The organism is Streptomyces sp. NPDC026575 (assembly GCF_055567415.1).
Map to the genome: position 1 here is coordinate 1 of NZ_JBVHQM010000029.1, position 25,941 is coordinate 25,941.

The 25,941-nt window shown below is 71.5% G+C and carries 21 protein-coding genes and 1 tRNA gene; 15 read left to right on the forward strand and 7 right to left on the reverse strand.

What is annotated here, in order from left to right; genetic code table 11:
• Together ACZ4NB_RS31205 and ACZ4NB_RS31210 are read left to right on the forward strand one after the other, a co-directional pair.
• Nucleotides 1–1,697 (forward strand): toxin glutamine deamidase domain-containing protein (locus ACZ4NB_RS31205; RefSeq protein WP_467666398.1); only part of this gene is annotated, 1,697 nt, incomplete at its 5' end.
• Nucleotides 1,698–1,701: 4 nt separating this feature from the next.
• Entirely contained in the window at nt 1,702–3,867 is a 2,166-nt protein-coding gene (locus ACZ4NB_RS31210; RefSeq protein ID WP_467666399.1) for an SUKH-4 family immunity protein, read from the forward strand.
• Nucleotides 3,868–3,945: 78 nt separating this feature from the next.
• Here ACZ4NB_RS31210 and speB read toward each other — a convergent pair whose 3' ends face one another.
• Nucleotides 3,946–4,932 (reverse strand): agmatinase, encoded by a 987-nt coding sequence (gene speB, locus ACZ4NB_RS31215; RefSeq protein WP_467666400.1) that lies wholly within the window; start codon nt 4,930–4,932, stop codon nt 3,946–3,948.
• A gap of 227 nt (nt 4,933–5,159) precedes the next feature.
• Here speB and ACZ4NB_RS31220 point away from each other — a divergent pair, with 227 nt between their 5' ends.
• Together ACZ4NB_RS31220 and ACZ4NB_RS31225 are read left to right on the forward strand one after the other, a co-directional pair.
• Complete coding sequence (locus ACZ4NB_RS31220; protein WP_467666401.1) at nt 5,160–5,957, forward strand: phosphatase; 798 nt, start codon at nt 5,160–5,162, stop codon at nt 5,955–5,957.
• A gap of 145 nt (nt 5,958–6,102) precedes the next feature.
• Complete coding sequence (locus ACZ4NB_RS31225; RefSeq protein ID WP_467666402.1) at nt 6,103–6,576, forward strand: pentapeptide repeat-containing protein; 474 nt, start codon at nt 6,103–6,105, stop codon at nt 6,574–6,576.
• Nucleotides 6,577–6,651: 75 nt separating this feature from the next.
• On the opposite strand, the gene ACZ4NB_RS31230 is transcribed toward ACZ4NB_RS31225, so the two are convergent.
• The 3 genes from ACZ4NB_RS31230 to ACZ4NB_RS31240 form a co-directional block, all read right to left on the reverse strand.
• Nucleotides 6,652–7,548: an acyl-CoA thioesterase gene (locus ACZ4NB_RS31230; protein WP_467666403.1), complete on the reverse strand. Its 897-nt coding sequence runs from the start codon at nt 7,546–7,548 to the stop codon at nt 6,652–6,654.
• A 13-nt stretch (nt 7,549–7,561) separates the two neighbouring features.
• Entirely contained in the window at nt 7,562–8,719 is a 1,158-nt protein-coding gene (locus ACZ4NB_RS31235) for an acyl-CoA dehydrogenase family protein (protein WP_467666404.1), read from the reverse strand.
• Between the two features lie 123 nt (nt 8,720–8,842).
• Nucleotides 8,843–9,484, reverse strand: coding sequence for an SACE_7040 family transcriptional regulator (locus ACZ4NB_RS31240; protein WP_467666405.1), 642 nt, complete (start codon nt 9,482–9,484; stop codon nt 8,843–8,845).
• 134 nt (nt 9,485–9,618) lie between these two features.
• On the opposite strand from ACZ4NB_RS31240, the gene ACZ4NB_RS31245 reads away from it, so the two are divergent.
• The 6 genes from ACZ4NB_RS31245 (at nt 9,619) to ACZ4NB_RS31270 (ending at nt 16,856) form a co-directional block, all read left to right on the forward strand.
• Nucleotides 9,619–11,250, forward strand: a complete 1,632-nt coding sequence (locus tag ACZ4NB_RS31245; protein ID WP_467666406.1) for a carboxyl transferase domain-containing protein — start codon at nt 9,619–9,621, stop codon at nt 11,248–11,250.
• Between the two features lie 26 nt (nt 11,251–11,276).
• Nucleotides 11,277–13,262, forward strand: coding sequence for an acetyl/propionyl/methylcrotonyl-CoA carboxylase subunit alpha (locus ACZ4NB_RS31250; protein ID WP_467666407.1), 1,986 nt, complete (start codon nt 11,277–11,279; stop codon nt 13,260–13,262).
• Nucleotides 13,259–14,200 (forward strand): hydroxymethylglutaryl-CoA lyase, encoded by a 942-nt coding sequence (locus ACZ4NB_RS31255; RefSeq protein ID WP_467666408.1) that lies wholly within the window; start codon nt 13,259–13,261, stop codon nt 14,198–14,200. Before ACZ4NB_RS31250 ends, ACZ4NB_RS31255 begins: the two co-directional genes overlap by 4 nt.
• 5 nt (nt 14,201–14,205) lie before the next feature.
• A complete protein-coding gene (locus ACZ4NB_RS31260; protein ID WP_467666409.1) occupies nt 14,206–15,375 on the forward strand; it encodes an acyl-CoA dehydrogenase family protein in 1,170 nt (389 codons plus the stop codon).
• A 371-nt stretch (nt 15,376–15,746) separates the two neighbouring features.
• Complete coding sequence (locus ACZ4NB_RS31265) at nt 15,747–16,532, forward strand: hypothetical protein (RefSeq protein ID WP_467666410.1); 786 nt, start codon at nt 15,747–15,749, stop codon at nt 16,530–16,532.
• A gap of 6 nt (nt 16,533–16,538) precedes the next feature.
• A complete protein-coding gene (locus ACZ4NB_RS31270) occupies nt 16,539–16,856 on the forward strand; it encodes a hypothetical protein (protein WP_467666411.1) in 318 nt (105 codons plus the stop codon).
• Nucleotides 16,857–16,943: 87 nt separating this feature from the next.
• Here the strand turns inward: ACZ4NB_RS31270 and ACZ4NB_RS31275 are convergent, their stop codons facing one another.
• On the reverse strand, nt 16,944–18,551 hold the full coding sequence (locus tag ACZ4NB_RS31275) for a beta-N-acetylhexosaminidase (RefSeq protein ID WP_467666412.1): 1,608 nt from the start codon (nt 18,549–18,551) through the stop codon (nt 16,944–16,946).
• Nucleotides 18,552–18,753: 202 nt separating this feature from the next.
• Here ACZ4NB_RS31275 and ACZ4NB_RS31280 point away from each other — a divergent pair, with 202 nt between their 5' ends.
• Together ACZ4NB_RS31280 and glmS are read left to right on the forward strand one after the other, a co-directional pair.
• Nucleotides 18,754–19,044, forward strand: a complete 291-nt coding sequence (locus ACZ4NB_RS31280; RefSeq protein ID WP_384430972.1) for a hypothetical protein — start codon at nt 18,754–18,756, stop codon at nt 19,042–19,044.
• Nucleotides 19,045–19,144: 100 nt separating this feature from the next.
• The gene (gene glmS, locus ACZ4NB_RS31285; protein WP_467666413.1) at nt 19,145–20,971 is read left to right on the forward strand and encodes a glutamine--fructose-6-phosphate transaminase (isomerizing); all 1,827 of its coding nucleotides are present in this window, start codon (nt 19,145–19,147) and stop codon (nt 20,969–20,971) included.
• Between the two features lie 339 nt (nt 20,972–21,310).
• On the opposite strand, the gene ACZ4NB_RS31290 is transcribed toward glmS, so the two are convergent.
• Nucleotides 21,311–21,832 carry a universal stress protein gene (locus ACZ4NB_RS31290; protein ID WP_467666414.1) on the reverse strand — a complete coding sequence of 174 codons (522 nt, stop codon included), beginning with the start codon at nt 21,830–21,832 and terminating at the stop codon, nt 21,311–21,313.
• 1,021 nt (nt 21,833–22,853) lie between these two features.
• Here ACZ4NB_RS31290 and ACZ4NB_RS31295 point away from each other — a divergent pair.
• The 3 genes from ACZ4NB_RS31295 (at nt 22,854) to ACZ4NB_RS31305 (ending at nt 25,019) form a co-directional block, all read left to right on the forward strand.
• Nucleotides 22,854–24,143: a GlxA family transcriptional regulator gene (locus tag ACZ4NB_RS31295; RefSeq protein ID WP_467666415.1), complete on the forward strand. Its 1,290-nt coding sequence runs from the start codon at nt 22,854–22,856 to the stop codon at nt 24,141–24,143.
• 5 nt (nt 24,144–24,148) lie between these two features.
• Complete coding sequence (orn, locus tag ACZ4NB_RS31300; RefSeq protein ID WP_430978390.1) at nt 24,149–24,784, forward strand: oligoribonuclease; 636 nt, start codon at nt 24,149–24,151, stop codon at nt 24,782–24,784.
• A 159-nt stretch (nt 24,785–24,943) separates the two neighbouring features.
• Nucleotides 24,944–25,019, forward strand: a tRNA-His gene (locus tag ACZ4NB_RS31305).
• Between the two features lie 88 nt (nt 25,020–25,107).
• Here the strand turns inward: ACZ4NB_RS31305 and ACZ4NB_RS31310 are convergent.
• Nucleotides 25,108–25,806, reverse strand: coding sequence for an NAD(P)-dependent oxidoreductase (locus ACZ4NB_RS31310; RefSeq protein WP_467666416.1), 699 nt, complete (start codon nt 25,804–25,806; stop codon nt 25,108–25,110).
• Nucleotides 25,807–25,941 lie beyond the last annotated feature (135 nt).

A 25,941-nucleotide genomic window follows, 5' to 3' on the forward strand; every position in this document is an offset into this window, starting at 1 on the left:
CCGGCCCCGGCTCCCAAGCCGTCATCATCACCCAGGACCGCAACGGCCGCGCCCACGCCTGGAACGCCGTCAACCACAACGGCAAAATCACCTACATCGACGCCCAAACCGGCAACACCAGCAACAAACCCCTCCACGACGGCTCCAACGGCGTCCACGCCATCCCCCTCGACCCCAACCGCCGCCCCACCCAGGACGGCCCGCCCCACGACCGGGACACCCAGGGCGACCGCCGGCCGGCCGCCGCACCGGCGGGCAGCGACGACGGGAAGAAGCGCGAGCGGCCCGACGACATGGACGTCGACGAGGGCGACCGGGGGAAACGTCAGCACCATGACGATTCCGACGACCCCTCGGACGTCGACATGCCCGACGCCGACCAGGACGACGCGGGACAGGACAACGCTGGTCACGACGGCACAGGCCACGACGACTCGGGGAATCCGAACAGGCTCAACCCGGCCGAGGGCGCGAGGGACAACCAGCTCGGGCTGCCTCCGGACTCGGACCAGCAGGACCTGCGCACGAGCAACCCCGTCCACCGGCTCGGGGACGATGCGCTCGGCGACAACTACGGCGACGACGGGCTGTCGCACGTCCACGACAGCCTCAGGCAGTGGGCCCAGGACGGCAGCCTGGCCTCCGTCCTCCAGAGCGCCCAGCAGCGCCTGGAGGCGCAGCGCAACGCCCTGGCCGACGGGGACACCAACCCGCCGCCGACCACCATCTCCCGAAAGGAGTTGGAGAACGCTCTCGGGGACAAGTTCCGCGCCATGAACGACGGCCAGAAGATGGCCGTGGTCGCCTCCCTGGCCCGCATGAGTGCGGTGTATCACGAGAGCCAGGGCGTCGGAAGGAACCCGGAATACGACTCCCGGCCCTACGCCAATGCCGATCCCCGCATGGACGGCACGGACGACCGGGCGAAGAACAAGGACCGGGCGGTCAGTTCCCAGTCCCGCGAGGACGCCAGTGCCAACTTCCCCACGCAGCATCGCAGCGACGACCACAGCAAGCGCGACCTCAAGGAACTCCACGAGCGGGTCTCCGGAAAGAAGGCGCCGGCCAGGGGACCGTCCAAGAAGCAGATGGACGACATCATCAAGGCCACCGGCGGCCATAAACCGGATTTCTCCGGGAAGAACTACGCCGTCATCGAGGTGAAGGACAGCGACGGAAACTCCACCTACGTCGTGGACTCCTCGGTCCCGGCCGAGAATTCGGGTGTGTCGCCCCGCCACTCCGAAAAGCACCTGCTCCAGTGGATCGACCGGCAGAACGAGCGGCCCGGCGGGAACAGGTACACGATCCAGGGTCTCTACACCGAGCGGGAGCCCTGCGGAAAGGGCCAAGGGCACGCCCACTGCTCGAACCGGCTCCGCGAGCACCCTTTGATGACCGGCGTCCCCGTGCACTACGCCACCACGTACCGAACGGACCCGGAGGGACTGGACCTGCGGTCCACGGAGCGCGCGAATCAGAAGGCGAAGTACGCTTCGCAAATCCAGGCGGCGCAGGCGATCACGGACGAGAAGCAGCGGCGAGAAGCCCTGAAGAAAATCAGCCAGAAGATCAACAACGAGGTGGGAAAGCAGGAATCGGAGAAAGAACGGTTGATGCAGCAGGAAATGAATGACCATTTGGACGTGATCGGTGAGGTGTGGTCCTCGACCATGCTTCACCTCATCAAGAGGTAGTTCCGTGAATCAGCCCAGCCCCCCTGGTGACCGCCGTCTCTCCCGCGACGAGGTGATCGCGCGCGTTCTTGAGTGGTGGAACGACGGGAACCGCACCGCGCGCCGCTGCGAGATCGTGGGCGGCCGCGACGCGGACGACCTGCTGCGGGAAGTGCACCGGCGCGCACCTCGCAGCCTGCTGCTCGACGCCACCGGGCGTACGGCCGACGAGGTCGTCACGGAGGTGCTGGACTTCGTCGGCGTCCCGGACACCGCCCGGACCGGCACGCCCTGGCGCCGTCTGCGCACGTACTTCTCGGCCGACACGCTCATCCTGCTCACGAACGTGCACCGCGCCGGCCGGACCCGCCACTCGGCTCGCCCCGCCCAGGTGCGGGGCCGGCTCGCCCAGCGGCTCAGCCACCAGCGCAGGACCGGTGTGGTCGTCACGGCCCCGTCCGAATCCGGCCCGCCGGCACCCGAGTTCGTCCTCCGCCTCGACGAGCCCGACGGCGTCGTCCCCCACCCCGACCCGGAACAGGTGCCGCCCGCCATCCGGGCGCTGGCGCTGTCGCAGCCGCGCCGGGTCCCGCTCCCGGTGTGGCGGGAACTGGCCGCGGCCGGCGGCCTGAACGGGGTGGACGAGGCGGCGCTGGAAGAGCTCGCGGCCCGGTTCCCCGACCTCGTGACGGTGCGTTCCGGGTGCGCCGCGTTCGTCGACGAGGGGCTGGCCGAGGCCCTGCGTGCGGCCGCCGACCCGGAGGCCGCACGCCAGGTCGACCGGCACCTGGTCGAGTGGCTCAGGGGCCTGGCCCCCGACCTCCGTCACGCCGAAGGCTGGGGCGCGTCGGGCGAGTTGGGGCGGTACGCCGCGGACGGGCTGGCCGCCCACGCCGTTCGTGCGGGGCGGTTCGAGGAGTTGCTGAGCGATGGCGGAGCCCTCGCCAACCTGACCCGGGAAGCGCTGCTCGACGCGGCGCACTGCGCCTACGACGGCTCGGTCCCCGGGAACAGTCCCGCGGCGGACGCCGTGCACCTCTGGAGCTACGGAGTGGCCCCGCGCAGCCAGGCCGAGTGGGCCGCGTGGCTGCACCTGATGGCCACCGCACGCGAGGACTCCGCTCTGGCCTCCGGCATCGCCGACTCCGGCCTGCGGCTGCCGTGGACGACGTCCTGGGCCCACTGGCGGCCGCCGGGCGGCTACCACCCCCGGTACCTCAGGCCCGGAGCCGTGGACGACCTGTACGGAGTCCGCTGGCAGGGACGCCCCGCCGTGGTCGTCGAGGCCGCGGACGCCGCACACGTCCATGTGCGCGACGTCGCCACCGGCGAAGTGCTCGGCGGCCCGTGGCACGGCGACGACCTGCCGGAGGCCGCTCGGCGGGCGCTCACCTGGACGGACCCCGACGCGCACGACACCGAAGGCCCGGCCACCGTCGGCGACTTCGAGGACGCCGACCGGGCGGACGACGGCCCCGACGAGGAGCTGCTCCACCTCGCGCTCACCGTGGGCGACCGCGTCGTCGTGGCGGGCGTGGGCGGCCTGTTCGCCGTGGAGCCCGCCGAACCGGCCGCCTTCGAGGGGCTCGCCCCCTCGCACGGCCTCCCCCTTGCCGGGTGCCCGACGGTGGCCGGCCCGGCCCGTCCGCTGCACGCCCCCGACCCCGCTCCGACGGACCTGGCGGCGCTGTTCGACGAGCCGGTGGTCGTCCGGACGCCGCAGGACGCCTTGCCGCCGGGGCTCACCGACGCATCCGCCCGGCGCACGCTGTCCGGTTCCGGGATCCCCGTCATGGACGCACGGGGGATCGCCCTCGAACCGGACCTTCCCGGCTTCCTCTCCGAGGTCTCCTGGGCGGACGACCTGGAATCCCCGCCGACCTCGGGCCCGTACTTCACGATCGGCCGGTGGATGGGCGGCCCGCTGGTCGTCGACGGGCCGACCGGTCAGGTGCTGCGCATGCCCGGCAGCCCCGACGAGGACGGCCTGGAGGGCACCGTGGTGGCCGGCGGCCTGGAGTCCTTCCTCACCAACGCGGCCCAGTGGATCACCGGCCGGGAGATCCTGGACGTCACCGAGAACGAGGTCGAGGCGCATCTGCTGCGCCGGCACATCGAGGACGCCTTGTGGACCGTCGACTGGGACGGCGCCACGGCGGGCGCGTGGATCTACCCGCTCCACAACGACTGAAGCCCCATGTGCCACCGGCCCGCCACGGTCGCTTCCGTGACGGGCCGGGGTGGTCCGATGGGCGTGCCCACCCGGGGGCTACCGGCCCTGCCGGCTCTCCGCGATCTGCCGCGACATGATCGTCGTCAGCTCGTAGGCGGTGTGCGAGGCGGCCACACAGGTGATCTCCGCGTGGTCGTAGGCCGGGGCGACCTCCACCACGTCCGCCGAGACCAGGTTGCAGGAGGACAGTCCGCGGACGATCTCCAGCAGCTCGCGGGAGGTCAGGCCGCCCGCCTCGGGGGTGCCGGTGCCGGGCGCGTGCGCCGGGTCCAGCACGTCGATGTCGATGGAGATGTACAGCGGGCGGTCGCCGATGCGCTGGCGCAGCTGGTCGGCGACCTCGTCCACGCCGCGCCGCATGACGTCCGCGGAGGTGACGATGCCGAAGCCCATCTTCTCGTCGTCGTCGAGGTCCTTCTTGCCGTACAGCGGTCCGCGGGTGCCGACGTGCGAGAGCGCGGAGGTGTCGAGGATGCCCTCCTCGACGGCGCGGCGGAAGGGCGTGCCGTGGGTGTACTCGGCGCCGAAGTAGGTGTCCCAGGTGTCCAGGTGGGCGTCGAAGTGGAGCAGCGCCACCGGGCCGTGCTTCTTGGCGACCGAACGCAGGATCGGCAGGGCGATGGTGTGGTCGCCGCCGAGGGTCATCATGCGGGCGCCGGTGCCGAGCAGGTCGTCGGCCGCGGCCTCGATGGTCTCGACGGCCTCGTTGATGTTGAACGGGTTCGCGGCGATATCGCCGGCGTCGGCGACCTGGGCGAGCGCGAAGGGGGAGGCGTCCTGGGCCGGGTTGTACGGGCGCAGCAGGCGGGATGCCTCACGGATGGCGTTGCCGCCGAAGCGGGCGCCGGGCCGGTAGGAGACACCGGTGTCGAAGGGGACACCGACGACGGCCACGTCGGCGCGGCCGCCGACCTCGTCGAGGCGCGGCAGGCGGGCGAAGGTCGCGGGCCCGGCGTAGCGGGGGACGCGGGAGGAGTCGACGGGGCCGACGGGCTCGGGGGATGCGCTGGCTGCGGTGGTCATGAGGGTGAGATTACGGACGGGCGACGGTCCGGCCCATGGACATTTGAGGTAGTGGGGACGACCACGTTCGACATTTTGGCCAGCGGGTGGAGCGGGTGGCTCGCTGCGCCCCGCCGCCGTCGCCCGTCCGGGTGTCCGGGCCGCGGTGCGCCGCCCGGCGGACGCACCGGGTGTCCGGGGTGTGGAAGTGCCCCGCCCCGCACCACCCGTCCGGGCACAATGGCGCTATGCCGATAGCCTCCGCAGCCGCCGTCCCCTCCCGTGCCGAACTCGTCGACCATCTCGTCCGCACCCGCATCGCCGGTGACGTCGCCACTCCCCGCGAGAACAACCTCTCCCACTACCGCAGACTCGCCAACGGCGACCGCCACTACTGGTTCGGCCTGGAGTTCGGCGACCGGTGGTCGGACGAGCAGGATGTGCTGGCCGTGATGGCGGAGCGCTGCGGGGTGAGCGACGATCCGCACCACCGGCAGGGCCAGGACACCATCGACCCGGAGCTGACGGTGGACGCGCTGGACCGTACGGCGGCGGTGCTGCGCAAGGCGGCGGCCGACCGGCAGAGCGTGCTGTTCGCGACCGGCCACCCGGGCGGGCTGCTCGATGTGCACCGTGCGACGGCCGAGGCGCTGCGGGCGGCCGGCTGCGAGATCGTGGTCATTCCCGAGGGGCTGCAGGCGGACGACGGCCTGGTCTTCCAGTTCGGCGAGGTGGCGATGCTGGAGCGCGGCGCGACGCTGTGGCACACCCACTCCCCCGAGCCGATGGCCGCGATCCTCGACGGGCTGGAGCGCGAGGGCCGGCCGCAGCCGGATCTGGTGATGGCCGACCACGGCTGGGCGGGCTGCGCGGGCCAGCGGGGCCTCGACGCGGTGGGCTTCGCGGACTGCAACGACCCGGCGCTGTTCCTCGCCGAGGCGGAGGGCACGCTGCAGGTGACCATCCCCCTGGACGACCACGTCCGCAGCCCGCGCTACTACGACCCGCTCACCTCCTACCTGCTGGACGCGGCGGGGCTGGGCTGAGGACGCCGGGGGCCGGGGCGCCGGGTCGAGGGGGCCGGTCCTGACGGACCTCGTCGGCCGGTCGGCCGACCGGCCGACGAGAAATCGGCAGCGGAGTGTGTTCCCATCTTGACTGTCCGTGCTTCACCGGCAGAAAGGATGAGCCATGCGCGCGCTTCCCCCCACCGGCCTGCGGGCCGCGGCCGTCGCCCTGGCCGCGGCCGCCTGTGTGCTGGGCACCTCCGCCCCGAGCCCCGCGGTCACCGCGCACAGCGCCCCCGTTCCCCGGGCCGCCGACGAGCCACCGGCCGATGCCGCCCAGATCGCCATGCTCAAGCGCAGCGTGGCGGAGTGGAACACCTGGCGCGGGGCGCATCGCGGCGTCCGACCGGCCCTCGCCGGCGCGTACCTCCACCACGCCGACCTGCGCCGCGCCGATCTGTCCGGCGCCCGCCTGCGCGGCGCCGATCTGGGCGGCGCCGACCTCTCGGGAGCCGATCTCTCGGGCGCCGACCTCGCCGGCGCCGTCCTCGCCGAGGCCGACCTCAGCCACGCCGACCTCACCCGGGCCGATCTCGGCGGCGCCTATCTGGACGGCGCCAAGCTGGGCTGCAAGGGCCACCAGGTCTGCAAGGGCTGACGGCCGGTACGCAAGGGACGACGGCGGCCGGGGCGCGGCACGACGTGCCCCGGCGAACGCCCTTGGGCCCTGTCGTCACGCCCCCTGGCGCGGAACCCTGATCACGCCCTCCTGGATCACCGAGACCGCCAGCCGGCCGTCGGCCGTGAAGATCCGGCCCTTGCCCAGTCCCCGGCCGCCCTGGGCGGTGGGCGACTCCTGGTCGTACAGCAGCCACTCGTCGGCGCTCAGCGGCCGGTGGAACCACATCGCGTGGTCCAGGCTCGCGCCGACCACGTCGCCGACCGCCCAGCCGCCGCGGCCGTGCGCGAGCAGGACGGAGTCCAGCAGGGTCATGTCGGAGACGTAGGTGACCAGGCAGATGTCCAGCAGCGGGCGGGGGATCTCCCCGTCGTCCACCAGCTTGCCGTGGGTGCGGAACCAGACCTGGGAGCGGGGCTCGCGCACCTCGCCGACGGTGCCGAACGGCGGCTCGCCCACGTACCGCAGATCGATCGCGGCCCGCGCCTCCAGCAGCCGGTCGACGACCCCCGGTCCGGCGAACCGGTCGGCGTAGCGGGGCAGCATCTCGGCGGCGGTGGGCAGCTGCAGCGGGTCCGGTGCCGCGGGCATCGGCTCCTGGTGCTCCATGCCCTCCTCGTGCGCCTGGAAGGACGCGGAGAGGTGGAAGATCGGCTGACCGTGCTGGACGGCGACGACCCGGCGGGTGGTGAAGGACCGCCCGTCGCGGATCCGGTCGACGGTGTAGACGATGGGCGCGCCGGGGTCGCCCGGGCGCAGGAAGTACGCGTGCAGGGAGTGCGGCGGGCGGTCGGCGGGCGCCGTGCGCCCGGCCGCGACCAGGGCCTGGGCGGCGACCTGGCCGCCGAAGACCCGGGGGACCACCGACGCCTGGGACTGCCCGCGGAAGATGTCCTGCTCGATCCGCTCCAGTGCGAGCAGACCGAGCAGGGACTGCAGTGCGTCGTTCACGTGCGGGGGACCCTTACAGGCCCATCGACTTGGCGATGATCGACTTCATGATCTCGCTGGTGCCGCCGTAGATGCGGTTGACGCGGTTGTCGGCGTAGAGGCGGGCGATCGGGTACTCGTTCATGAACCCGTAGCCGCCGTGCAGCTGCAGGCAGCGGTCGATGACGCGGTGCGCGACCTCGGTGCAGAACAGCTTGGCGCTGGCGGCCTCGGCCGGGGACAGCTCGCCCGCGTCGAGGGCCTCCAGGGTGCGGTCGGCGACGGCCTGCGCGGCGTCCACCTCGGCCTGGCAGGCGGCCAGCTCGAACTTGGTGTTCTGGAAGGCGGCGACCGGCTTGCCGAAGACGGTGCGCTCCTGCACGTACTGCGTGGCGAAGCGGACGGCCGCGGCGGCCTGCGCGTAGGCGCCGAAGGCTATGCCCCAGCGCTCGGAGGCGAGGTTGAGGCCGAGGTAGGAGAAGCCCTTGTTCTCCTCGCCCAGCAGGTCCTCGACCGGCACCTTCACATCGACGAACGCCAGCTCGGCGGTGTCGGAGACCTTCAGGCCCAGCTTGTCCAGCTTGCGGCCGACGGAGTAGCCCTCGGCCTTGGTGTCGACGGCGAAGAGGGAGATGCCGAAGCGGCGGTCGTCCTCGCGCGGGGCGGCGGTGCGGGCGCAGACGATGACGCGGTCGGCGTGGACGCCGCCGGTGATGAAGGTCTTGGCGCCGTTGAGGACGTAGTGCGTGCCGTCCTCGGAGAGCTTGGCGGTGGTCTTCATGCCCGCGAGGTCGGAGCCGGTGCCCGGCTCGGTCATCGCCAGCGCCCACATCTCCTCACCGGAGACGAACTTCGGCAGGAACCGCTTCTTCTGCTCGTCGGTGGCGAGCATCTTGAGGTACGGCAGGCCGAGCAGCACATGCACGCCGGAGCCGCCGAAGGAGACGCCGGCCCGCGCGGTCTCCTCGTACATCACGGCCTCGAACTTGTACGAGTCGATGCCCGCGCCGCCGTACTCCTCGCCGACGCGGATACCGAAGACGCCGAGCTCGGCGAGCTTGTAGTAGAAGTCGCGCGGCGCCTGGCCCGCGGCGAACCACTCGTCGTAGACGGGGACGACCTCGGCCTCGATGAAGGCCCGCAGGGTCTCCCGGAACGCCTCGTGGTCCTCGTCGAACACCGTACGGCGCATCTGCGTCGCCTCCTCCAGCTCACCGGCCTAGCCCATATCTAAGCGCTTGCTCAGCGAAAGCTACCGGCCGGTCACCAAAACTGTCCAGAGGTCAACCAAAACCTGTGCGGACCGCGGCGCCCCCTACGCGCCCGGCGCCCCCAGCGCCACAGAGCCCCCGGCCTCCGACTCCCCGGCCACCGCCCCGAACGCCCCCAGCGCCAGCCGGTGCAGCAGCTCCGCCATCTCCGTACGGCCGGGCAGGGAGCCGGGGCGGCCCAGGTGGGGGGTGGAGTTCAGCAGACCGAAGACGGCGTGCACCGCGGCGCGGGCCTGGGACTCGGAGGGCCCGGGGTGGACCTGGCGGACGACCTCCACCCACAGCTCGACGTACTGCCGCTGGAGCTGGCGCACCCGCTTGCGGTCGGCCTCCCGCAGCCGGTCCAGCTCGCGGTCGTGCACGGTGATCAGCGGCCGGTCGTCCAGCGCGAAGTCGATATGGCCGTCGATCAGCGCGCACAGCACCGCCTCGGGGCTCTCGCCGCCCTCCGCGACCCGCATCCGGCCGCCGGCGAGCAGCCGCTCGCTGATGCCGACCAGCAGTTCGGCGAGCATCGCGTCCTTGCCGGCGAAGTGCCGGTAGAGGCCGGGGCCGGAGATGCCCACGGCCGCCCCTATCTCGTCGACGCCGACGCCGTGGAAGCCGCGCTCGGCGAAGAGCCGGGCGGCCTCCTTGAGGATCTGCTCGCGGCGGCTGTTCGGGGCGGGGGCCTGCGCATTACTCATGCCGTCGATTGTAGACAGCCGGGTTAGTGCTCGTTAACCTGAGGGAAATGAGGTTAACGGCCATTAACCCGGATGGCCCGGCGGCCGCCGATCGCGGCGCCGGGGCAGCTGATCGAGCAAGGGGGCTCGTACTGATGGAACAGGCACCGGTGCTGGGGAGCGCGGCCGTTCCGGCGTCCGACTCCTGGCGGGCCAACGAGGCCGCGCACCGCGAGCTGGCCGCCGAGCTGCGCGAGAGGCTCGCGGCGGCCCGGCTGGGCGGCGGCGAGAAGGCCAGGGCGCGGCACACCGCACGCGGCAAGCTGCTGCCCAGGGACAGGGTGGACGCCCTCCTGGACCCCGGCTCGCCGTTCCTGGAGGTGGCGCCGCTGGCGGCGGAGGGCATGTACGGCGGCGCGGCGCCCGCCGCCGGGGTGATCGCGGGCATCGGCCGGGTCAGCGGCCGCGAGGCGCTGATCATCGCCAACGACGCCACGGTCAAGGGCGGCACGTACTACCCGATGACGGTCAAGAAGCATCTGCGGGCCCAGGAGATCGCCCTGGAGAACCGCCTGCCCTGCCTGTATCTCGTCGACTCCGGCGGCGCGTTCCTGCCCATGCAGGACGAGGTCTTCCCCGACCGCGAGCACTTCGGGCGGATCTTCTACAACCAGGCGCGGATGTCGGGTGCCGGCATCCCCCAGATCGCCGCCGTCCTGGGCTCCTGCACGGCGGGCGGCGCCTACGTCCCCGCGATGAGCGACGAAGCGGTGATCGTCCGCAACCAGGGCACGATCTTCCTGGGCGGACCGCCGCTGGTGAAGGCCGCGACCGGCGAGGTCGTCACGGCCGAGGAGCTGGGCGGCGGCGAGGTGCACTCCAAGGTTTCCGGCGTCACCGACCACCTCGCCGAGGACGACGCGCATGCGCTGCGGATCGTGCGGACCATCGTCGCCACGCTCGGCGAGCGGCCCCCGCTGCCCTGGACGGTGCGCAAGGCGGACGAGCCCGAGCTCGACCCGGCCGGGCTGTACGGCGCGGTGCCGGTGGACTCCCGCACCCCCTACGACGTCCGCGAGGTGATCGCGCGGATCGTGGACGGCTCGCGCTTCGCGGAGTTCAAGGCCGAGTACGGCACGACGCTGGTCACCGGATTCGCCCACATCCACGGCCATCCGGTCGGCATCGTCGCCAACAACGGCATCCTGTTCTCCGAATCCGCCCAGAAGGGCGCGCACTTCATCGAGCTGTGCGACCAGCGCGGCATCCCCCTGCTGTTCCTCCAGAACATCTCCGGCTTCATGGTGGGCCGCACCTACGAGGCGGGCGGTATCGCCAAGCACGGCGCGAAGATGGTGACGGCGGTGGCCTGCACCCGCGTGCCGAAGCTGACGGTCGTCATCGGCGGCTCGTACGGGGCGGGCAACTACTCGATGTGCGGCCGGGCCTATTCGCCGCGCTTCCTGTGGATGTGGCCGAACGCCAAGATCTCGGTGATGGGCGGCGAGCAGGCCGCCTCCGTCCTCGCGACCGTCAAGCGCGACCAGTTGGAGGCGCGCGGCGAGGAGTGGAGCGCCGAGGAGGAGGCCGCCTTCAAGGCGCCGGTCCGCGAGCAGTACGACACCCAGGGCAACGCCTACTACGCCACCGCGCGGCTGTGGGACGACGGCGTGATCGACCCGCTGGAGACCCGGCAGGTGCTGGGGCTGGCGCTGACCGCCTGCGCCAACGCCCCGCTCCCCCAAAGGGACCCCGCGGCGCCCGGCTACGGCGTCTTCCGGATGTGATCTTCATGAGGGGAATGCCCACACCCATGGCAACGACGATGTTCGACAGCGTCCTGATCGCCAACCGCGGCGAGATCGCGGTCCGGGTGATCCGCACGCTGCGCACCCTCGGCATCCGCTCCATCGCCGTCTACAGCGACGCGGACGCCGACGCCCGGCACGTCCGCGAGGCCGACACGGCCGTACGGATCGGCCCGGCCCCGGCCGCGGAGAGCTATCTGTCGGTGGAGCGGCTGCTCCAGGCGGCGGCGCGCACCGGCGCGCAGGCGGTCCACCCCGGCTACGGCTTCCTCGCCGAGAACGCCGGCTTCGCCCGGGCCTGCGCGGCGGCCGGGCTGGTCTTCATCGGCCCGTCCGCGGAGTCCATCGAGCTGATGGGCGACAAGATCCGCGCCAAGGAGACGGTGCGCACGGCCGGCGTCCCGGTCGTCCCCGGCTCCTCGGGCAGCGGGCTGGACGACGGCCAACTGGCCGCCGCCGCACGGGAGATCGGCCTGCCGGTGCTGCTCAAGCCGTCCGCGGGCGGCGGCGGCAAGGGCATGCGGCTGGTGCGCGAGGAGGCGCTGCTGGCCGACGAGATCGCCGGCGCGCGCCGCGAGGCCCGCTCCTCCTTCGGCGACGACACCCTGCTCGTCGAGCGCTGGGTCGACCGCCCCCGGCACATCGAGATCCAGGTGCTGGCGGACGGCCACGGCAACGTCATCCACCTCGGCGAGCGCGAGTGCTCCCTGCAGCGCCGCCACCAGAAGGTGATCGAGGAGGCCCCGTCGGTCCTGCTCGACGAGGCCACCCGCGCCGCGATGGGCGAGGCGGCCGTCCAGGCGGCCCGCTCCTGCGGCTACCGCGGCGCCGGCACCGTCGAGTTCATCGTCCCCGGCAAGGACCCGGCTTCGTACTTCTTCATGGAGATGAACACCCGGCTCCAGGTGGAGCACCCGGTCACCGAGCTGGTCACGGGGTTGGACCTGGTGGAGTGGCAGCTGCGGATCGCGGCCGGCGAGCGCCTGCCGTACGCCCAGGAGGACATCACCCTCACCGGGCACGCCATCGAGGCCCGGCTGTGCGCCGAGGACCCGGCCCGCGACTTCCTGCCCACCGGCGGCACGGTGCTGGCGCTGCACGAGGTGGCAGGCGACGGACTGCGCACGGACTCCGGCCTGGCGCAGGGCGTGGAGGTCGGCAGCCGCTACGACCCGATGCTGGCCAAGGTCATCGCCCACGGCCCGGACCGGGCGAGCGCGCTGCGCCGGCTGCGGGCCGCGCTGGCGCAGACGGTCACCCTGGGCGTGACCACCAACGCCGGTTTCCTGCGGCGGCTGCTGGCCCACCCGGATGTCGTCTCCGGCGACCTGGACACCGGGCTGGTGGAGCGCGAGGCGGCCGGCCTGGTCGAGGGCGAGGTGCCCGACGAGGTGTACGCGGCGGCCGCGGCGGTGCGGCAGGCCGCCCTGGAGCCGCAGGCGGCCGAGGGCGGCTGGTGCGACCCGTTCGCCGCGCCCAGCGGCTTCCGGCTCGGCGGCGAGCCGGCGCCGGTCCGCCACTGGCTGCGGGTGCCGGGCCGCGACCCGGTGCCCTACGACGTCACGCCCGGCTCCGCGGCCGGCCAGGTCGGGCCGGACCGTGTGCGGATCACCGTCGACGGGGTGCTGCACTCCTTCCACCGCAGCGGCGACTGGCTCGGCAGGGACGGCGACTCCTGGCAGGTGACCGACCACGACCCGGTGGCGGCGGCGCTGCGCGGGGCCGCGGGCGGGGCCGGCGCGGACACCCTGGCGGCCCCGATGCCGGGCACCGTCACCGTCGTCAAGGTCGCCGTCGGCGACGAGGTGGCCGCCGGGCAGGGCCTGCTGGTGGTGGAGGCGATGAAGATGGAGCACGTCATCTCCGCACCGCACGCCGGGACCGTCACCGAACTGGACGTCGGCGTGGGCACGACCGTCGCCATGGACCAGATCCTGGCCGTGATCGCGCCCCATGAGGCGCCCGAGGGCGAGCGGGAGGACGCGTCATGACCGCGGCCGGACTGCCGATGCAGGTCCAGGCGGAGGGGCTGCCCACCCGCGTGACGATCCATGAGGTCGGCGCGCGCGACGGGCTGCAGAACGAGCAGACCGTCGTCCCGACGGAGGTCAAGTCCGAGTTCGTCCACCGGCTCGCCGACGCCGGCCTGCCGACGGTCGAGGCCACCAGCTTCGTGCACCCCAAGTGGGTGCCCCAACTCGCCGATGCGGAGCGGCTGTTCCCGCTGCTGGGCGATCTCGATCCGCACCGGCTGCCGGTGCTGGTGCCCAACGAGCGCGGTCTGGACCGCGCGCTCGCGCTGGGCGCCCGCCGGATCGCGGTGTTCGCCAGCGCCACCGAGTCGTTCGCCAAGGCCAACCTCAACCGCACGGTCGACGAGGCGCTGGCGATGTTCGCCCCGGTCGTCGCGCGCGCCAAGGAAGCCGGGGTCCATGTCCGCGGCTATCTGTCGATGTGCTTCGGCGACCCGTGGGAGGGCCCGGTGCCCCTCGCGCAGACCGTACGGGTCTGCCGGGAGCTGCTGGAGCTGGGCTGCGACGAGCTGAGCCTGGGCGACACCATCGGCGTGGCCACCCCCGGCCACGTCCAGCACCTGCTCGCCGCGCTCAACGAAGCGGGCGTGCCCACCCCCCGGCTGGGCGTGCACTTCCACGACACCTACGGGCAGGCCCTCGCCAACACCCTCGCCGCGCTCCAGCACGGCGTCACCACCGTCGACGCCTCCGCGGGCGGCCTCGGCGGCTGCCCGTACGCCAAGAGCGCCACCGGCAACCTCGCCACCGAAGACCTCGTGTGGATGCTGCACGGCCTCGGTATCGAGACCGGCGTCGACCTGGACCGGTTGGTCGCCACGAGCGTGTGGATGGCGAAGGCCCTGGGTCGGCCGAGCCCCTCGCGCACCCTTCGAGCCCTCTCCCACAAGGAGTGACCCCCATGTCACTGGACCACCGTCTGCCCGCTGAGCTGGAAGAACTCCGGCGCACGGTCGAGGCGTTCGCACATGACGTCATCGCCCCGAAGATCGGCGAGTACTACGAGCAGCATGCGTTCCCGTACGAGATCGTGCAGGAGATGGGCCGGATGGGCCTGTTCGGCCTGCCGTTCCCCGAGGAGTACGGCGGGATGGGCGGCGACTACCTCGCGCTCGGCATCGCCCTGGAGGAGCTGGCCCGGGTCGACTCGTCGGTGGCCATCACCCTGGAGGCCGGCGTCTCCCTGGGCGCCATGCCGGTCTACCGCTTCGGCACCGAGGAGCAGAAGCGCGAGTGGCTGCCCAAGCTGTGCAGCGGGGAGATGCTCGGCGCCTTCGGCCTGACCGAGCCGGACGGCGGCTCGGACGCGGGCGCCACCCGGACGACCGCGGTGCGCGACGGCGGGGACTGGGTGATCAACGGCAGCAAGTGCTTCATCACCAACTCCGGTACGGACATCACGGGCCTGGTGACGGTCACCGCGGTCACCGGCCGCAAGGCTGCGTCCGATTCCTCTGGCGGCGGCCCGCTGATCTCCTCGATCATGGTGCCGTCCGGCACGCCCGGCTTCACGGTCGGCGCCCCGTACTCCAAGGTCGGCTGGAGCGCCTCGGACACCCGCGAGCTGTCGTTCTCCGACGTCCGGGTCCCGGCCGGCAACCTGCTGGGCGAGGAGGGCCGCGGCTACGCCCAGTTCCTGCGCATCCTCGACGAGGGCCGGATCGCCATCGCGGCGCTGGCCACCGGCCTCGCACAGGGCTGTGTGGACGAGTCGGTCGGCTACGCCAAGGAGCGGCGGGCCTTCGGGCGGCCGATCGGCACCAACCAGGCGATCCAGTTCAAGCTCGCCGACATGGAGATGCGCGCCCACACCGCCCGGCTGGCCTGGCGCGACGCCGCCTCCCGGCTGGTGCACGGCGAGCCCTTCAAGAAGGAGGCCGCGCTCGCCAAGCTCTACTCCTCCGAGATCGCGGTGGACAACGCCCGCGAGGCCACCCAGATCCACGGCGGCTACGGCTTCATGAACGAGTACCCGGTCGCCCGGATGTGGCGGGACGCCAAGATCCTGGAGATCGGCGAGGGCACCAGCGAGGTCCAGCGGATGCTGATCGCCCGGGAGCTGGGGCTGTAGGCAGGATCCCGTCCGCGACGCGGCGGGGCCGGGGAAGACCTCCCCGGCCCCGCCGCGTTTTCCGTGCCCGCTTACCGGACAATCCACCGGAAGGGCTGACCGAAAAGTAGCTGTCCAGCGGACCGCGGAATCCACCAGGCTTGATCACGCACATTCGGCCATGCTCAGATAAATAATGCCCGGGGGGGTATTAGCAGGTGCCTAGCAAGGGTGCTGCATACAGCCTGGAAGTCACCAAGCGCCAGCCGGTGACCACGCAGAACTTAGCGGAACTCGGTATCAATGAATCCATTCTCAAACATCCGAAGCTGGTATATACGGACATCCGGGGTGTAAAGCACAGTCCCCTGGGGATCTCCATCAACGAGACCGTGTTCGGGGAATTCCCCGGGACGGCGCTCGAACGTGGCTGGATCACCTACATGAATATCGGTGAGCCGCTGATCGAGGAGCGCAGCAGCCTCGCCCAGCCGCCTCCCGACACGCTCTCCGCGCGGGTGTACGTCAACCGGGACACCACCGCGCCGAGAAAGTTCGAGGACACCGTCGAGTTCTCCATTTCGAACACCTTCAGCTGGTCGGTCCAGGGCACCGTGCAACTCACTCTGGGCGCCAAGGAATCGGCGTCGCTGCAGAAGATGGTCCAGACCCAGCACACCGTGCGCCAGAGCTACAAGGAGTCCGGCACGGACATCGCGTACACGGTGCAGGAGCAGGCGACCGGCCAGGCAGAGCTGTCCGGCGAGCTGATGCTCGCCCTCACCGGTTCCGTCAGCGGCTCCCTGACCACGTCGTGGACCTCGCGGTCGACGGTCTCCGGCGACCTCGCCGCGAACAGCCGCGTGGAGACCCGGGCGACCCAGCGGCGGGTGGCGAAGAACTACTCGTACGAGATCCCGATCGCGTTCGCCGGTCACTTCGCGGTCAACTACCCGGTCGAGGCAACCGTTCTGGCGCCCCCGCAGGACTACACCCCGGCGACGACGAAGGTGGTCGCCCGCAATATCGCCGACATCGAGCTGGTCCGGGACAGCAAGTTCCGCCAGCGGGGGGCGGCGGAGAGCGTGTCCGCGCTCGCCGTGGAGCACACGGTATTCGAACGGGAATTGCTGACCGCCGACGAACAGCAGCTCTACAAGAAGCCGAAGCAGGGGTGAGGAACCATGGTGTTCGACAACATCTTCGCGTTCGCCCGCGAGGGGGCGAAGTCCGGTGAGGCCACCGGCGAAGGTCTCCTGGGGAATATCCCCGGCCAGACGCCCGATTCGAGGATCGTGCGCGAGCACATGCCGGAAGCACAGAGCATTCTGGGCTTCATCGGAAACCTCGCCAAGGTGACCCAGTCGGCCGCCGAAAAGCAGAGCACCTTCGCCGGTGATCCGGCGTCGACGTCCGGTGCGGCATCCGCGACGGCGGCGAAGGCGGCCGAATCCATGCAGCGGGAAGGCGATGTAAAGAAATACCCGGGCCCCGCAAAGTAATTCCGTCGCGGGTCCGGCCCCGGCTGCGGCCCGAGCCGGGCCCCCGGGCCCCTCCGGCCGGGCGTCCGCGGACGCCCGGCCGCTCGCTCACCTCGCCGGCCAGGGCACCTCCGGCGAGCGGTGGTAATTGATGCCCTGCGCGTCCCAGCGCGGGCCCTGGGCCGCCAGCCGGTACTTGTACGCCTCCCAGTCGTGGGTGCTCGCCGGGGACCAGCCCAGCTCCGCGATGCCCGGCAGCCGCGGGAAGGCCATGTACTCCAGGTGCGCCGAGGTCGAGAGGGTCTCGGTCCACATCGGCGCCTCGACGCCCAGGATCGATGCCTCGGGGGCGCCCTTGAGGTAGCCGCCCGGGTCCCAGTCGTAGGAGCGCCTGGCTTCCACGTAACCGGCCCAGGACAGCCCCAGCGGCGTGTTCTTGTCGTACTTCATGTCGAGGTAGGCGCGGTCGGCGGGCGAGAGGATCAGCCGGGTGCCGTTGCGGGCCGCGTCGACCACCTGTGCCTGCTCCTGCGCGCCGGTCTTGTCGTAGCCCCAGTACTGGGCGACGGCGCCCTTCGCCGGGTGCGCTCCGGTCAGCTGGTGCCAGCCGATCACGGTCTTGCCGTACTCGGCGACCACCGGCTGCACCTTGTCCATGAAGGCGACGTAGTCCTCGTGGCTGGTCGAGTGCGCCTCGTCGCCGCCGATGTGGAGGTACGGGCCGGGGGTGAGCGCCGCGATCTCGCGGATCACATCGTCGATGAAGTCGTACGTCACCGCCTTGGGCACGCACAGCGAGCTGAAGCCGACGTTGGTGCCGGTGTAGAGCGGCGGCGCCTGGCCGTTGCAGTTGAGCTCGGCGTAGGAGGCCAGCGCGGCGTTGGTGTGGCCCGGCATGTCGATCTCGGGGACGACGGTCAGGTAGCGGTCGGCGGCGTAGCGGACGATCTCGCGGTAGTCGTCCTTGCTGTAGTGGCCGCCGGGGCCGCCGCCGACCTGGGTGGAGCCGCCGTAGGCCGCCAGCCGCGGCCAGGAGTCGATCGCGATCCGCCAGCCCTGGTCGTCGGACAGATGCAGATGCAGCTTGTTGATCTTGTATGCGGCGAGCTGGTCGATATAGCGCTTGACCTGCTCGACGGTGAAGAAGTGCCGCGAGACGTCGAGCATCGCGCCGCGGTAGTCGTAGCGCGGGGAGTCGGCGATGGTGCCGCCGGCGATCCGCCAGGGCCCGCGCTGGGCCTCTTGCCGCTCGACGCCGGCGGGCAGCAGCTGGCGCAGGGTCTGCACGCCGTGGAAGAGGCCGGCCGGGCGGGCGGCGCTGATGGTGACCGCGCGGCCGCCGGAGGTCAGCCGGTAGCCCTCCGCGCCCAGCTTCCCGGTACCGCGGCCGCCGAGCCGCAGGACGATGCCGTCCGGGCCGCCCTTGGTGGTCACCGGCAGGTCGTAGCCGGTGGCGGGCCGCAGCAGCCCCGCCAGATAGCCGGCGATCCGCTTCGCCTCGCCGGAGCCGCCGGGCACCCGGATCCGGGTGCCCTCGCCGAGGGTGAAGGCGCTCCCGCCGACGCGCACGGAGGCGGGCGCGGGGACCACCTGGTCCAGCGGGGTGGCGGCCGGGGCGGCGCCGCCGCCGGCCGGGCCCTGCGGCACCGCGGCGGTGGTCCCCAGCCCCGCGGCCGCGACCAGCAGCAGCGAGAAGAGCAGTCTGCGTCGTCTCATCGACGGTCCCTTCGGCGAACGTCGTTCATGGCAGCGTGCGTGACAACGTGCATGGCATGGAGCGACCGAGCGGTGACCATGCGTACCGCGAGCCTGGATCAGGGGTCAAGGTGTAGACCACTTTCCCGCACCCAAATCGGGGACCTGCCCGATTCCGGGCAGATTTCTTGCGAATCCTCGCGCGGCCCCGCAGTATCTACGGGTGCTCGAACGCCGTAACCGCAGCGCCGACGCGCCGCACGATGACCTGGTGGACCACCTGGTGCGCAGCACACCGCTGCAGCGCGGTGAGGCCGCCCGGGTGGTGCTCGACGTGCTGGCGTACTTCGACGAGACGACGGAGGAGTTCGTCCGCAGACGCCATCGCGAGCTGCAGTCCCAGGGGCTGCGCAACGAGGCGATCTTCGAACGGATCCGCCAGGAGATGCCGCACCGCGCGGTGGCTCCGCCCGACCTCTCGCCCCGCCAGCTGCGCCGCATGGTCTACGGCTGACGCCCGCGCAGCGGCGCGCCGGGCACGGCGACCGAGGCAACGCCTTTCATCGGCACACCGTCTTCAACCGACGACAACGTCTTTCTCGGAGGGTCACTGTATGTGCGGGATCGTGGGATATATCGGCAAGCGTGATGTCGCTCCGCTGCTCCTGGAGGGCCTTCAGCGCCTGGAGTACCGCGGCTACGACTCGGCCGGTATCGCCATCCACGCGAGCGGCACCGGAAAGGCCGGGGGCCTGAAGACCGCCAAGGCCAAGGGCCGGGTCCGCGAGCTGGAGTCCCGTCTGCCCAAGCGCTTCGCGGGCACCACCGGCATCGCGCACACCCGCTGGGCCACCCACGGCGCACCGACCGACGAGAACGCCCACCCGCACCTGGACGCCACCGGCAAGGTCGCGGTCGTCCACAACGGCATCATCGACAACGCCGCCGAGCTGCGCGCCCGCCTGATCGCCGACGGCGTGGAGTTCGCCTCCGAGACCGACACCGAGGTGCTGGCCCACCTGATCGGCCGCTCCGGGGCCGAGAAGCTGGAGGAGCGGGTCCGCGAGGCGCTGCGGCACATCGAGGGCACCTACGGCATCGCCGTGCTGCACGCCGACTTCACCGACCGCATCGTCGTCGCCCGCAACGGCTCCCCGGTCGTCCTGGGCATCGGCGAGCACGAGATGTTCGTCTCCTCCGACGTGGCCGCGCTGGTCTCGCACACCCGCCAGGTCGTCACCCTCGACGACGGCGAGATGGCCACCCTCAAGGCCGACGACTACCGCACGTACACCACCGAGGGCTCCCGCACGACGGCGACGCCGGAGACCGTCGAGTACGCGGCCGAGTCCTACGACATGGGCGGTCACGACACGTACATGCACAAGGAGATCTCCGAGCAGGCCGACGCGGTGGACCGCGCGCTGCGCGGGCGGATCGACGACCGCTTCTCCACCGTGCACCTCGGCGGCCTGAACCTCGACGCCCGCGAGGCGCGCGGGGTGCGCCGGGTGAAGATCCTGGGCTGCGGCACCTCGTACCACGCGGGCCAGATCGGCGCGCAGATGATCGAGGAGCTGGCCCGGATCCCCTCGGACGCGGAGCCGGCCTCCGAGTTCCGCTACCGCAACCCGGTCGTGGACCCCGACACGCTGTACGTGGCGGTCTCCCAGTCCGGTGAGACCTACGACGTCCTCGCGGCCGTCCAGGAGCTCAAGCGCAAGGGCGCGCGGGTGCTGGGCCTGGTGAACGTGGTCGGCTCGGCGATCGCCCGGGAGACCGACGGCGGCATCTACGTGCACGCCGGCCCCGAGGTCTGCGTGGTCTCCACCAAGTGCTTCACCAACATGGTGGTCTCCTTCGCGCTGCTCGCCCTGCACCTGGGCCGGATCCGCGACCTGTCCGTCGCCGACGGCAAGCGGATCATCGAGGGCCTGCGCAAGCTGCCCGGCCAGATCGACGAGATCCTCAAGGGCGAGGAGGACGTCAAGAAGCTGGCGGCCCACTACGCCGACGCCAAGTCGATGATGTTCATCGGCCGGGTGCGCGGCTACCCGGTGGCCCGCGAGGCCTCGCTGAAGCTCAAGGAGGTCTCCTACATCCACGCCGAGGCATACCCGGCCTCCGAGCTCAAGCACGGCCCGCTGGCGCTCATCGAGCCCGCCATGCCGACCGTCGCCATCGTCCCCGACGACGACCTGCTGGAGAAGAACCGCGCCGCGCTGGAGGAGATCAAGGCCCGCAGCGGCCGCATCCTGGCCGTCGCGCACCAGGAGCAGGAGAAGGCCGACCACACCATCGTCGTCCCGAAGAACGAGCCCGAGCTGGACCCGATCCTGATGGGCATCCCGCTCCAACTGCTCGCCTACCACACGGCGTTGGCGCTCGGCCGGGACATCGACAAGCCCCGTAACCTCGCCAAGTCGGTGACCGTGGAGTAGTCGCGGCCCCGAGGACGCAAAGAGGGGGCGGTGGCCCGCGCGTGCCACCATACGCGCGGAGCACCGCCTCCCCTGCGCCGGCATCGCCCAAACGCCGGCGGGATGCCGCCGCCCCGGGAACCGTCACCTCCCGGCCGGCAGCACGCAGTTGCCGTGCGCGCGGCCGCCCGGGCCCGTGAAGCGGTGCGCCCACGTGACCGTTTTCTACCCCTCACAAGCGCGCAATCCACCTCCACACGGCGGCGGAGATGGCGAGATCGCTGGGCGCGATGCCCATGACGCCCCCTCAACTGCGAGTGGCGCAAGGAGAACTGACCGCCCGGCGGGCCGCGGCGCGGGTCAGGGGATCACGATCACCGGGCGCTGCGCCCGGCGGGCCAGCCGGCCGGCGACCGAGCCGAAGATCCGGCCGACGATGCCGTGCGTGGAGCCGACCACGATCGCGTCGGCCTCGTACTCCCGGCCGACCTCCTCCAGCTCGTGGCAGATGTCGCCGCCGCGCTCGACGAGGATCCAGGGCACCTCGCTGAGGTGGTCGGCGCAGGCGAGCTCCAGGCCGAGCACTTCGGTGCGGTGGTCCGGCACATCGACGAAGACCGGGGGCTCGCAGCCCGCCCAGACCGTCGTCGGCAGCCGGTTGGCCACATGGACGATGATCAATCCGGCGCTGTGGCGCCGTGCGATACCGATTGCATACGCCAACGCTCGCTCGCTCGACATGGATCCGTCGAAGCCGACCACGACGCCGTGCCGGAACACGGGGTCGCAGGAGTGTCGTGGCTCTTCCGCCGCTTCGAGGTCCGCCGTCGGATCGGCGACCTGCTTGCGGTCCGCGGGTTCGGGATATTCGTGACCGGCCATGGATGTCTCGGCGAAGGCGTCCTCTTGCGGAGGGGCGAACGGGGAACGGCGATTGACTTGATCCGGCAGTTGACTGAGCTGGCTCTATCGAGGCGCGAGAGCCTTAGTTCAAAGAGGAACAATACGACTGGGAATCATCTTTCCAAGTCGATACCCCAAGAGTACGGCTCCACTCCCCCGCTGCCCAGAGCCCGCCGCGGGCACCGGGTGCCCGTGCGAGGCCGGGCGGGGGCCCGAACGTTCCCCGGAGCATGCCGGAGCGTGGCGCGGAAGGCAATGCCCCGGCCTGCCCCCGTACGTACCCCTCGGGGTGACCCATGATCGTCGGCGGCGTTGTAGTAGCAGCCCGTCCGAGGGGAGTACGAGATGCCGTCGCGGCCGGACAGATCACCCGACCCAGTGAGCGATGTCGTGCGCTGGGGCGCGTTCGGCTGCGCCCTGGTGCCCCTCGTCCTGATCGTCAGCGGCGCCTCCTGGACCGGGGCGGCCGGCACCGCCGCCGGCCTCGCGGCGCTGACCTGCGCCTGCCGCGCACTGCTGCGGCGATCCGAACGGACCGCGGCCCGGAAGTGCGTCCGCGACACCGGACGTCATCGGGACAAAAGGGGGCGTTCAGGGGTAGCGGCGCGCAGGGGCGGACGCCATTCCGAAGGGCGTACGCCGGTCGATTGAGGCGCTCGCAAGTCCGCGCGCGACCGTTTTCAGCCAACTTCCGGCCGGGCCCCCCACCTTGCCCCCGACCCCCCTCAACCCTTGTGTGAGCAGGGAGGAAAGGACCGGTGGGCATGGTTGTGTCCTACTGCGAACGGGCAGAGCCGAGACGCGTACTTCCCATGCAGGCCCGACGAGTGGAACGCTTCGTGATCGAATGCTTCGCGCCAAGTTGCCATATCGACATACCAGTGGGTGGTGAACTTGGCACTCCATCCTCACGGAACACAGTAGATTCGATCTTGGTAGTTACGGCGGGGGAACTGTGCAGGACCGAGAGGGCGAGACGACCGAGGGGGGCTTAAGTGCCATGAGCCAGGACTCCGCTGCCGTACCAGATGCCGCACGCAAGCTCGCCGCCCGACGACGCCGCGAAATAGTCGCGGTGCTCCTCTTCAGCGGCGGACCTATTTTCGAGAGCTCCATTCCGCTCTCGGTCTTCGGCATCGACCGACAGGACGCCGGCGTTCCGAGGTACCGGCTACTTGTGTGCGCGGGCGAAGATGCACCTTTGCGCACGACCGGGGGGCTGGAACTGTCAGCCCCCTATGGGCTGGAGGCGATCTCCCGTGCCGGGACGGTCGTCGTACCGGCCTGGCGTTCCATCACGCAGGCCCCGCCGCCCGCCGCGCTCGACGCGCTGCGCCGGGCGCATGAAGAGGGGGCCAGAATCGTCGGGCTGTGCACGGGGGCGTTCGTCCTCGCCGCGGCCGGACTCCTAGACGGCCGACCGGCCACGACCCATTGGATGTACGCGCCGACGCTCGCCAAGCGTTATCCGTCCGTCCATGTGGACCCCCGCGAGCTCTTCGTCGACGACGGCGATGTGCTCACCTCCGCGGGGACCGCGGCGGGCATCGACCTGTGCCTGCACATCGTGCGCACCGACCACGGCGCGGACGCCGCGAACGCGCTGGCCCGCCGGCTCGTCGTGCCGCCCCGCCGGACCGCCTCCGACCTGGGGCACCAGCGCTACCTGGACAGGTCATTACCAGAAGAGATCGGCGCCGACCCGCTCGCCGAGGTCGTCGCCTGGGCGCTGGAGCACCTCCACGAGCAGTTCGACGTGGAGACCCTCGCCGCGCGCGCGTATATGAGCCGGCGCACCTTCGACCGGCGCTTCCGCTCCCTGACGGGCAGCGCTCCCCTGCAGTGGCTGATCACTCAGCGGGTGCTGCAGGCCCAGCGGCTGCTGGAGACCTCCGACTATTCGGTGGACGAGGTCGCCGGGCGCTGCGGGTTCCGCTCGCCGGTCGCCCTGCGCGGCCACTTCCGTCGGCAGCTGGGCGCCTCACCGGCCGCCTACCGGGCGGCCTACCGTGCGCGCCGGCCGCAGAACGGGGCGCCCGAGCCCGCGCTCAGACCGGAGCGGGCCGAGCGCGCCGAGCGGCCCGAGCGCGAGCGGGCGGCGCTGGGGGCCGGTGGCGCGGAGCGGTTCTCCGCCGCCGCGCTGGCCGGACACGGCCTGGCGACGGCCGAAGCGGGCGAGATGGGCAAACCCCAGTCGGACGCGTATGCGTCCCGGCTGGCGGAGACCCCGGTCGGCCGCGGAGTGGGACGCCCCGTGCTGCCCGGACAGCGCGAGCGCCCCGTAGGGTGAGATGTATGAACGATCGCATGGTGTGGATCGACTGCGAGATGACCGGACTCTCGCTGGCGAATGACGCGCTCATCGAGGTGGCCGCACTGGTCACCGACTCCGAGCTGAATGTGCTGGGCGACGGGGTGGATGTGGTGATCCGCCCTCCGGCCGAGGCGCTGAGCACCATGCCGGAGGTGGTGCGCCAGATGCACACCGCCTCCGGGCTGCTGGCGGAGCTGGACGGCGGAACGACGCTGGAGGCGGCCGAGGCGCAGGTGCTCGCTTATATCAAGCAGCATGTGCCGGAGCCGGGGAAGGCGCCGCTGTGCGGCAACTCCGTCGGCACCGACCGTGGCTTCCTGCTGCGCGACATGCCGACGCTGGAGAGCTACCTGCACTACCGGATCGTCGATGTGTCGTCCGTGAAGGAGCTGGCCCGGCGCTGGTTCCCGCGGGCCTACTTCAACAGTCCGGACAAGAACGGAAACCACCGGGCGCTGGCGGACATCCGCGAATCCATCGCGGAGCTGCGCTACTACCGGGAGGCGGTCTTCGTGCCGCAACCCGGGCCCGACTCGGACACCGCGAAGGCGATCGCCGCCAAGCACGTCCTGCCGGCCGAACCCCAGCCGGCGCCGCAGTCCGCACCGTCGTCGTAAGGCGATCGGGGCCGTCTTTCGGGTCATGGCCTGACCTGCCGTGACCCGAAAGACACGCCCGCGCCGGGCAGGTGGAAAACCTGGGCGCGAGCACCCCTCCGGACCCTGTACACTTTTTCTCAGCCGGTGGGGAAAAGGAACCACACAGCACCGGTCATGGTGGGTATAGCTCAGCTGGTAGAGCACCTGGTTGTGGTCCAGGATGTCGCGGGTTCAAGTCCCGTTACTCACCCCACGTCAAGGCCCCCGACCTCAGGTCGGGGGCCTTGAACGTTATGCGGGACTGCGGGGCCGCGGGACTGCGGGGCCGCGGGCGGCGCGGATCAGTAGCCGACGGTGAAACGCTCGCCGATGTGCCGCGGGCGCTCGATCTCGTCGAGGACGGCGACGGCGTAGTCCTCGGTGGAGATCCGGCTGCTGCCGCTCCACTGCGTTCCGCCTCCGCTCTTTGAAGAGTCCTCGGAAGCGGAGCCGGCGGCGATGACCAGGTCGTCGGTGGCGGTGCGGTAGCCGCCGGTGCGCTCGCCGGGCGCGATGGTGGCGGCCGGGCTGAGGTTGGTCCAGCGCACGTCGGACACGGTCCGGTAGAAGTCCAGCGCGTCGCCGTGGGCGTGCATGATCTGCAGCAGGAACTCGGGCAGGCCCTCGGCGTCCCAGACCTGCTTGCCGTCCGGGGTGCGCAACGAGCCGGCGCCGCCGACCGCGATCAGCCGGGGCGCGGCGTCGCCGAGGGTGCGCAGACCGGCGACGAGGGACCGGGCGGCGGGCTCGATGGTGGCGATATGGCCCGGCCCGTCGCCGCCGCCGACCGCGCTGACCACCACGTCCTGGTCCTTGGCCGCCGCGGCGACGGACGCCGGGTCGAGGATGTCGCCGGTGGTCACGGTCAGGTTCGGGTGGGTCGTGGTGATCTTCGCGGGGTCGCGGACGACCGCGGTGACCTGGTGACCGCGCTGGAGGGCCTCGTCGAGGATGCGGCTTCCGATGGTGCCGTTGGCTCCGAAGAGGGCGATCGTGGACATGGTGTCTCCCAGCTGTGCTGTGTCCGGTGGTCGGCGTGGCCGATACTGCGGACTTCCGTTTTCGGTCAGCGCTCTCGCTGACGTCTTCTACGCTAGAGCTGGTAGCGGGACATTTCGGGGTGGCGAAGGGACCAG

Bases quoted from the DNA above. Each gene is read 5' to 3' on its own strand.
- speB (WP_467666400.1), bottom strand. From the start codon at position 4,932: ATGACCACCGCAGCCAGCGCATCCCCCGAGCCCGTCGGCCCCGTCGAC.
- ACZ4NB_RS31220 (WP_467666401.1), top strand. From the start codon at position 5,160: ATGCCGATAGCCTCCGCAGCCGCCGTCCCCTCCCGTGCCGAACTCGTC.
- ACZ4NB_RS31225 (WP_467666402.1), top strand. From the start codon at position 6,103: ATGCGCGCGCTTCCCCCCACCGGCCTGCGGGCCGCGGCCGTCGCCCTG.
- ACZ4NB_RS31235 (WP_467666404.1), bottom strand. From the start codon at position 8,719: ATGCGCCGTACGGTGTTCGACGAGGACCACGAGGCGTTCCGGGAGACC.
- ACZ4NB_RS31240 (WP_467666405.1), bottom strand. From the start codon at position 9,484: ATGAGTAATGCGCAGGCCCCCGCCCCGAACAGCCGCCGCGAGCAGATC.
- ACZ4NB_RS31245 (WP_467666406.1), top strand. From the start codon at position 9,619: ATGGAACAGGCACCGGTGCTGGGGAGCGCGGCCGTTCCGGCGTCCGAC.
- ACZ4NB_RS31250 (WP_467666407.1), top strand. From the start codon at position 11,277: ATGGCAACGACGATGTTCGACAGCGTCCTGATCGCCAACCGCGGCGAG.
- ACZ4NB_RS31255 (WP_467666408.1), top strand. From the start codon at position 13,259: ATGACCGCGGCCGGACTGCCGATGCAGGTCCAGGCGGAGGGGCTGCCC.
- ACZ4NB_RS31260 (WP_467666409.1), top strand. From the start codon at position 14,206: ATGTCACTGGACCACCGTCTGCCCGCTGAGCTGGAAGAACTCCGGCGC.
- ACZ4NB_RS31270 (WP_467666411.1), top strand. From the start codon at position 16,539: ATGGTGTTCGACAACATCTTCGCGTTCGCCCGCGAGGGGGCGAAGTCC.
- ACZ4NB_RS31275 (WP_467666412.1), bottom strand. From the start codon at position 18,551: ATGAGACGACGCAGACTGCTCTTCTCGCTGCTGCTGGTCGCGGCCGCG.
- glmS (WP_467666413.1), top strand. From the start codon at position 19,145: ATGTGCGGGATCGTGGGATATATCGGCAAGCGTGATGTCGCTCCGCTG.
- ACZ4NB_RS31290 (WP_467666414.1), bottom strand. From the start codon at position 21,832: ATGGCCGGTCACGAATATCCCGAACCCGCGGACCGCAAGCAGGTCGCC.
- ACZ4NB_RS31295 (WP_467666415.1), top strand. From the start codon at position 22,854: ATGAGCCAGGACTCCGCTGCCGTACCAGATGCCGCACGCAAGCTCGCC.
- orn (WP_430978390.1), top strand. From the start codon at position 24,149: ATGAACGATCGCATGGTGTGGATCGACTGCGAGATGACCGGACTCTCG.
- ACZ4NB_RS31310 (WP_467666416.1), bottom strand. From the start codon at position 25,806: ATGTCCACGATCGCCCTCTTCGGAGCCAACGGCACCATCGGAAGCCGC.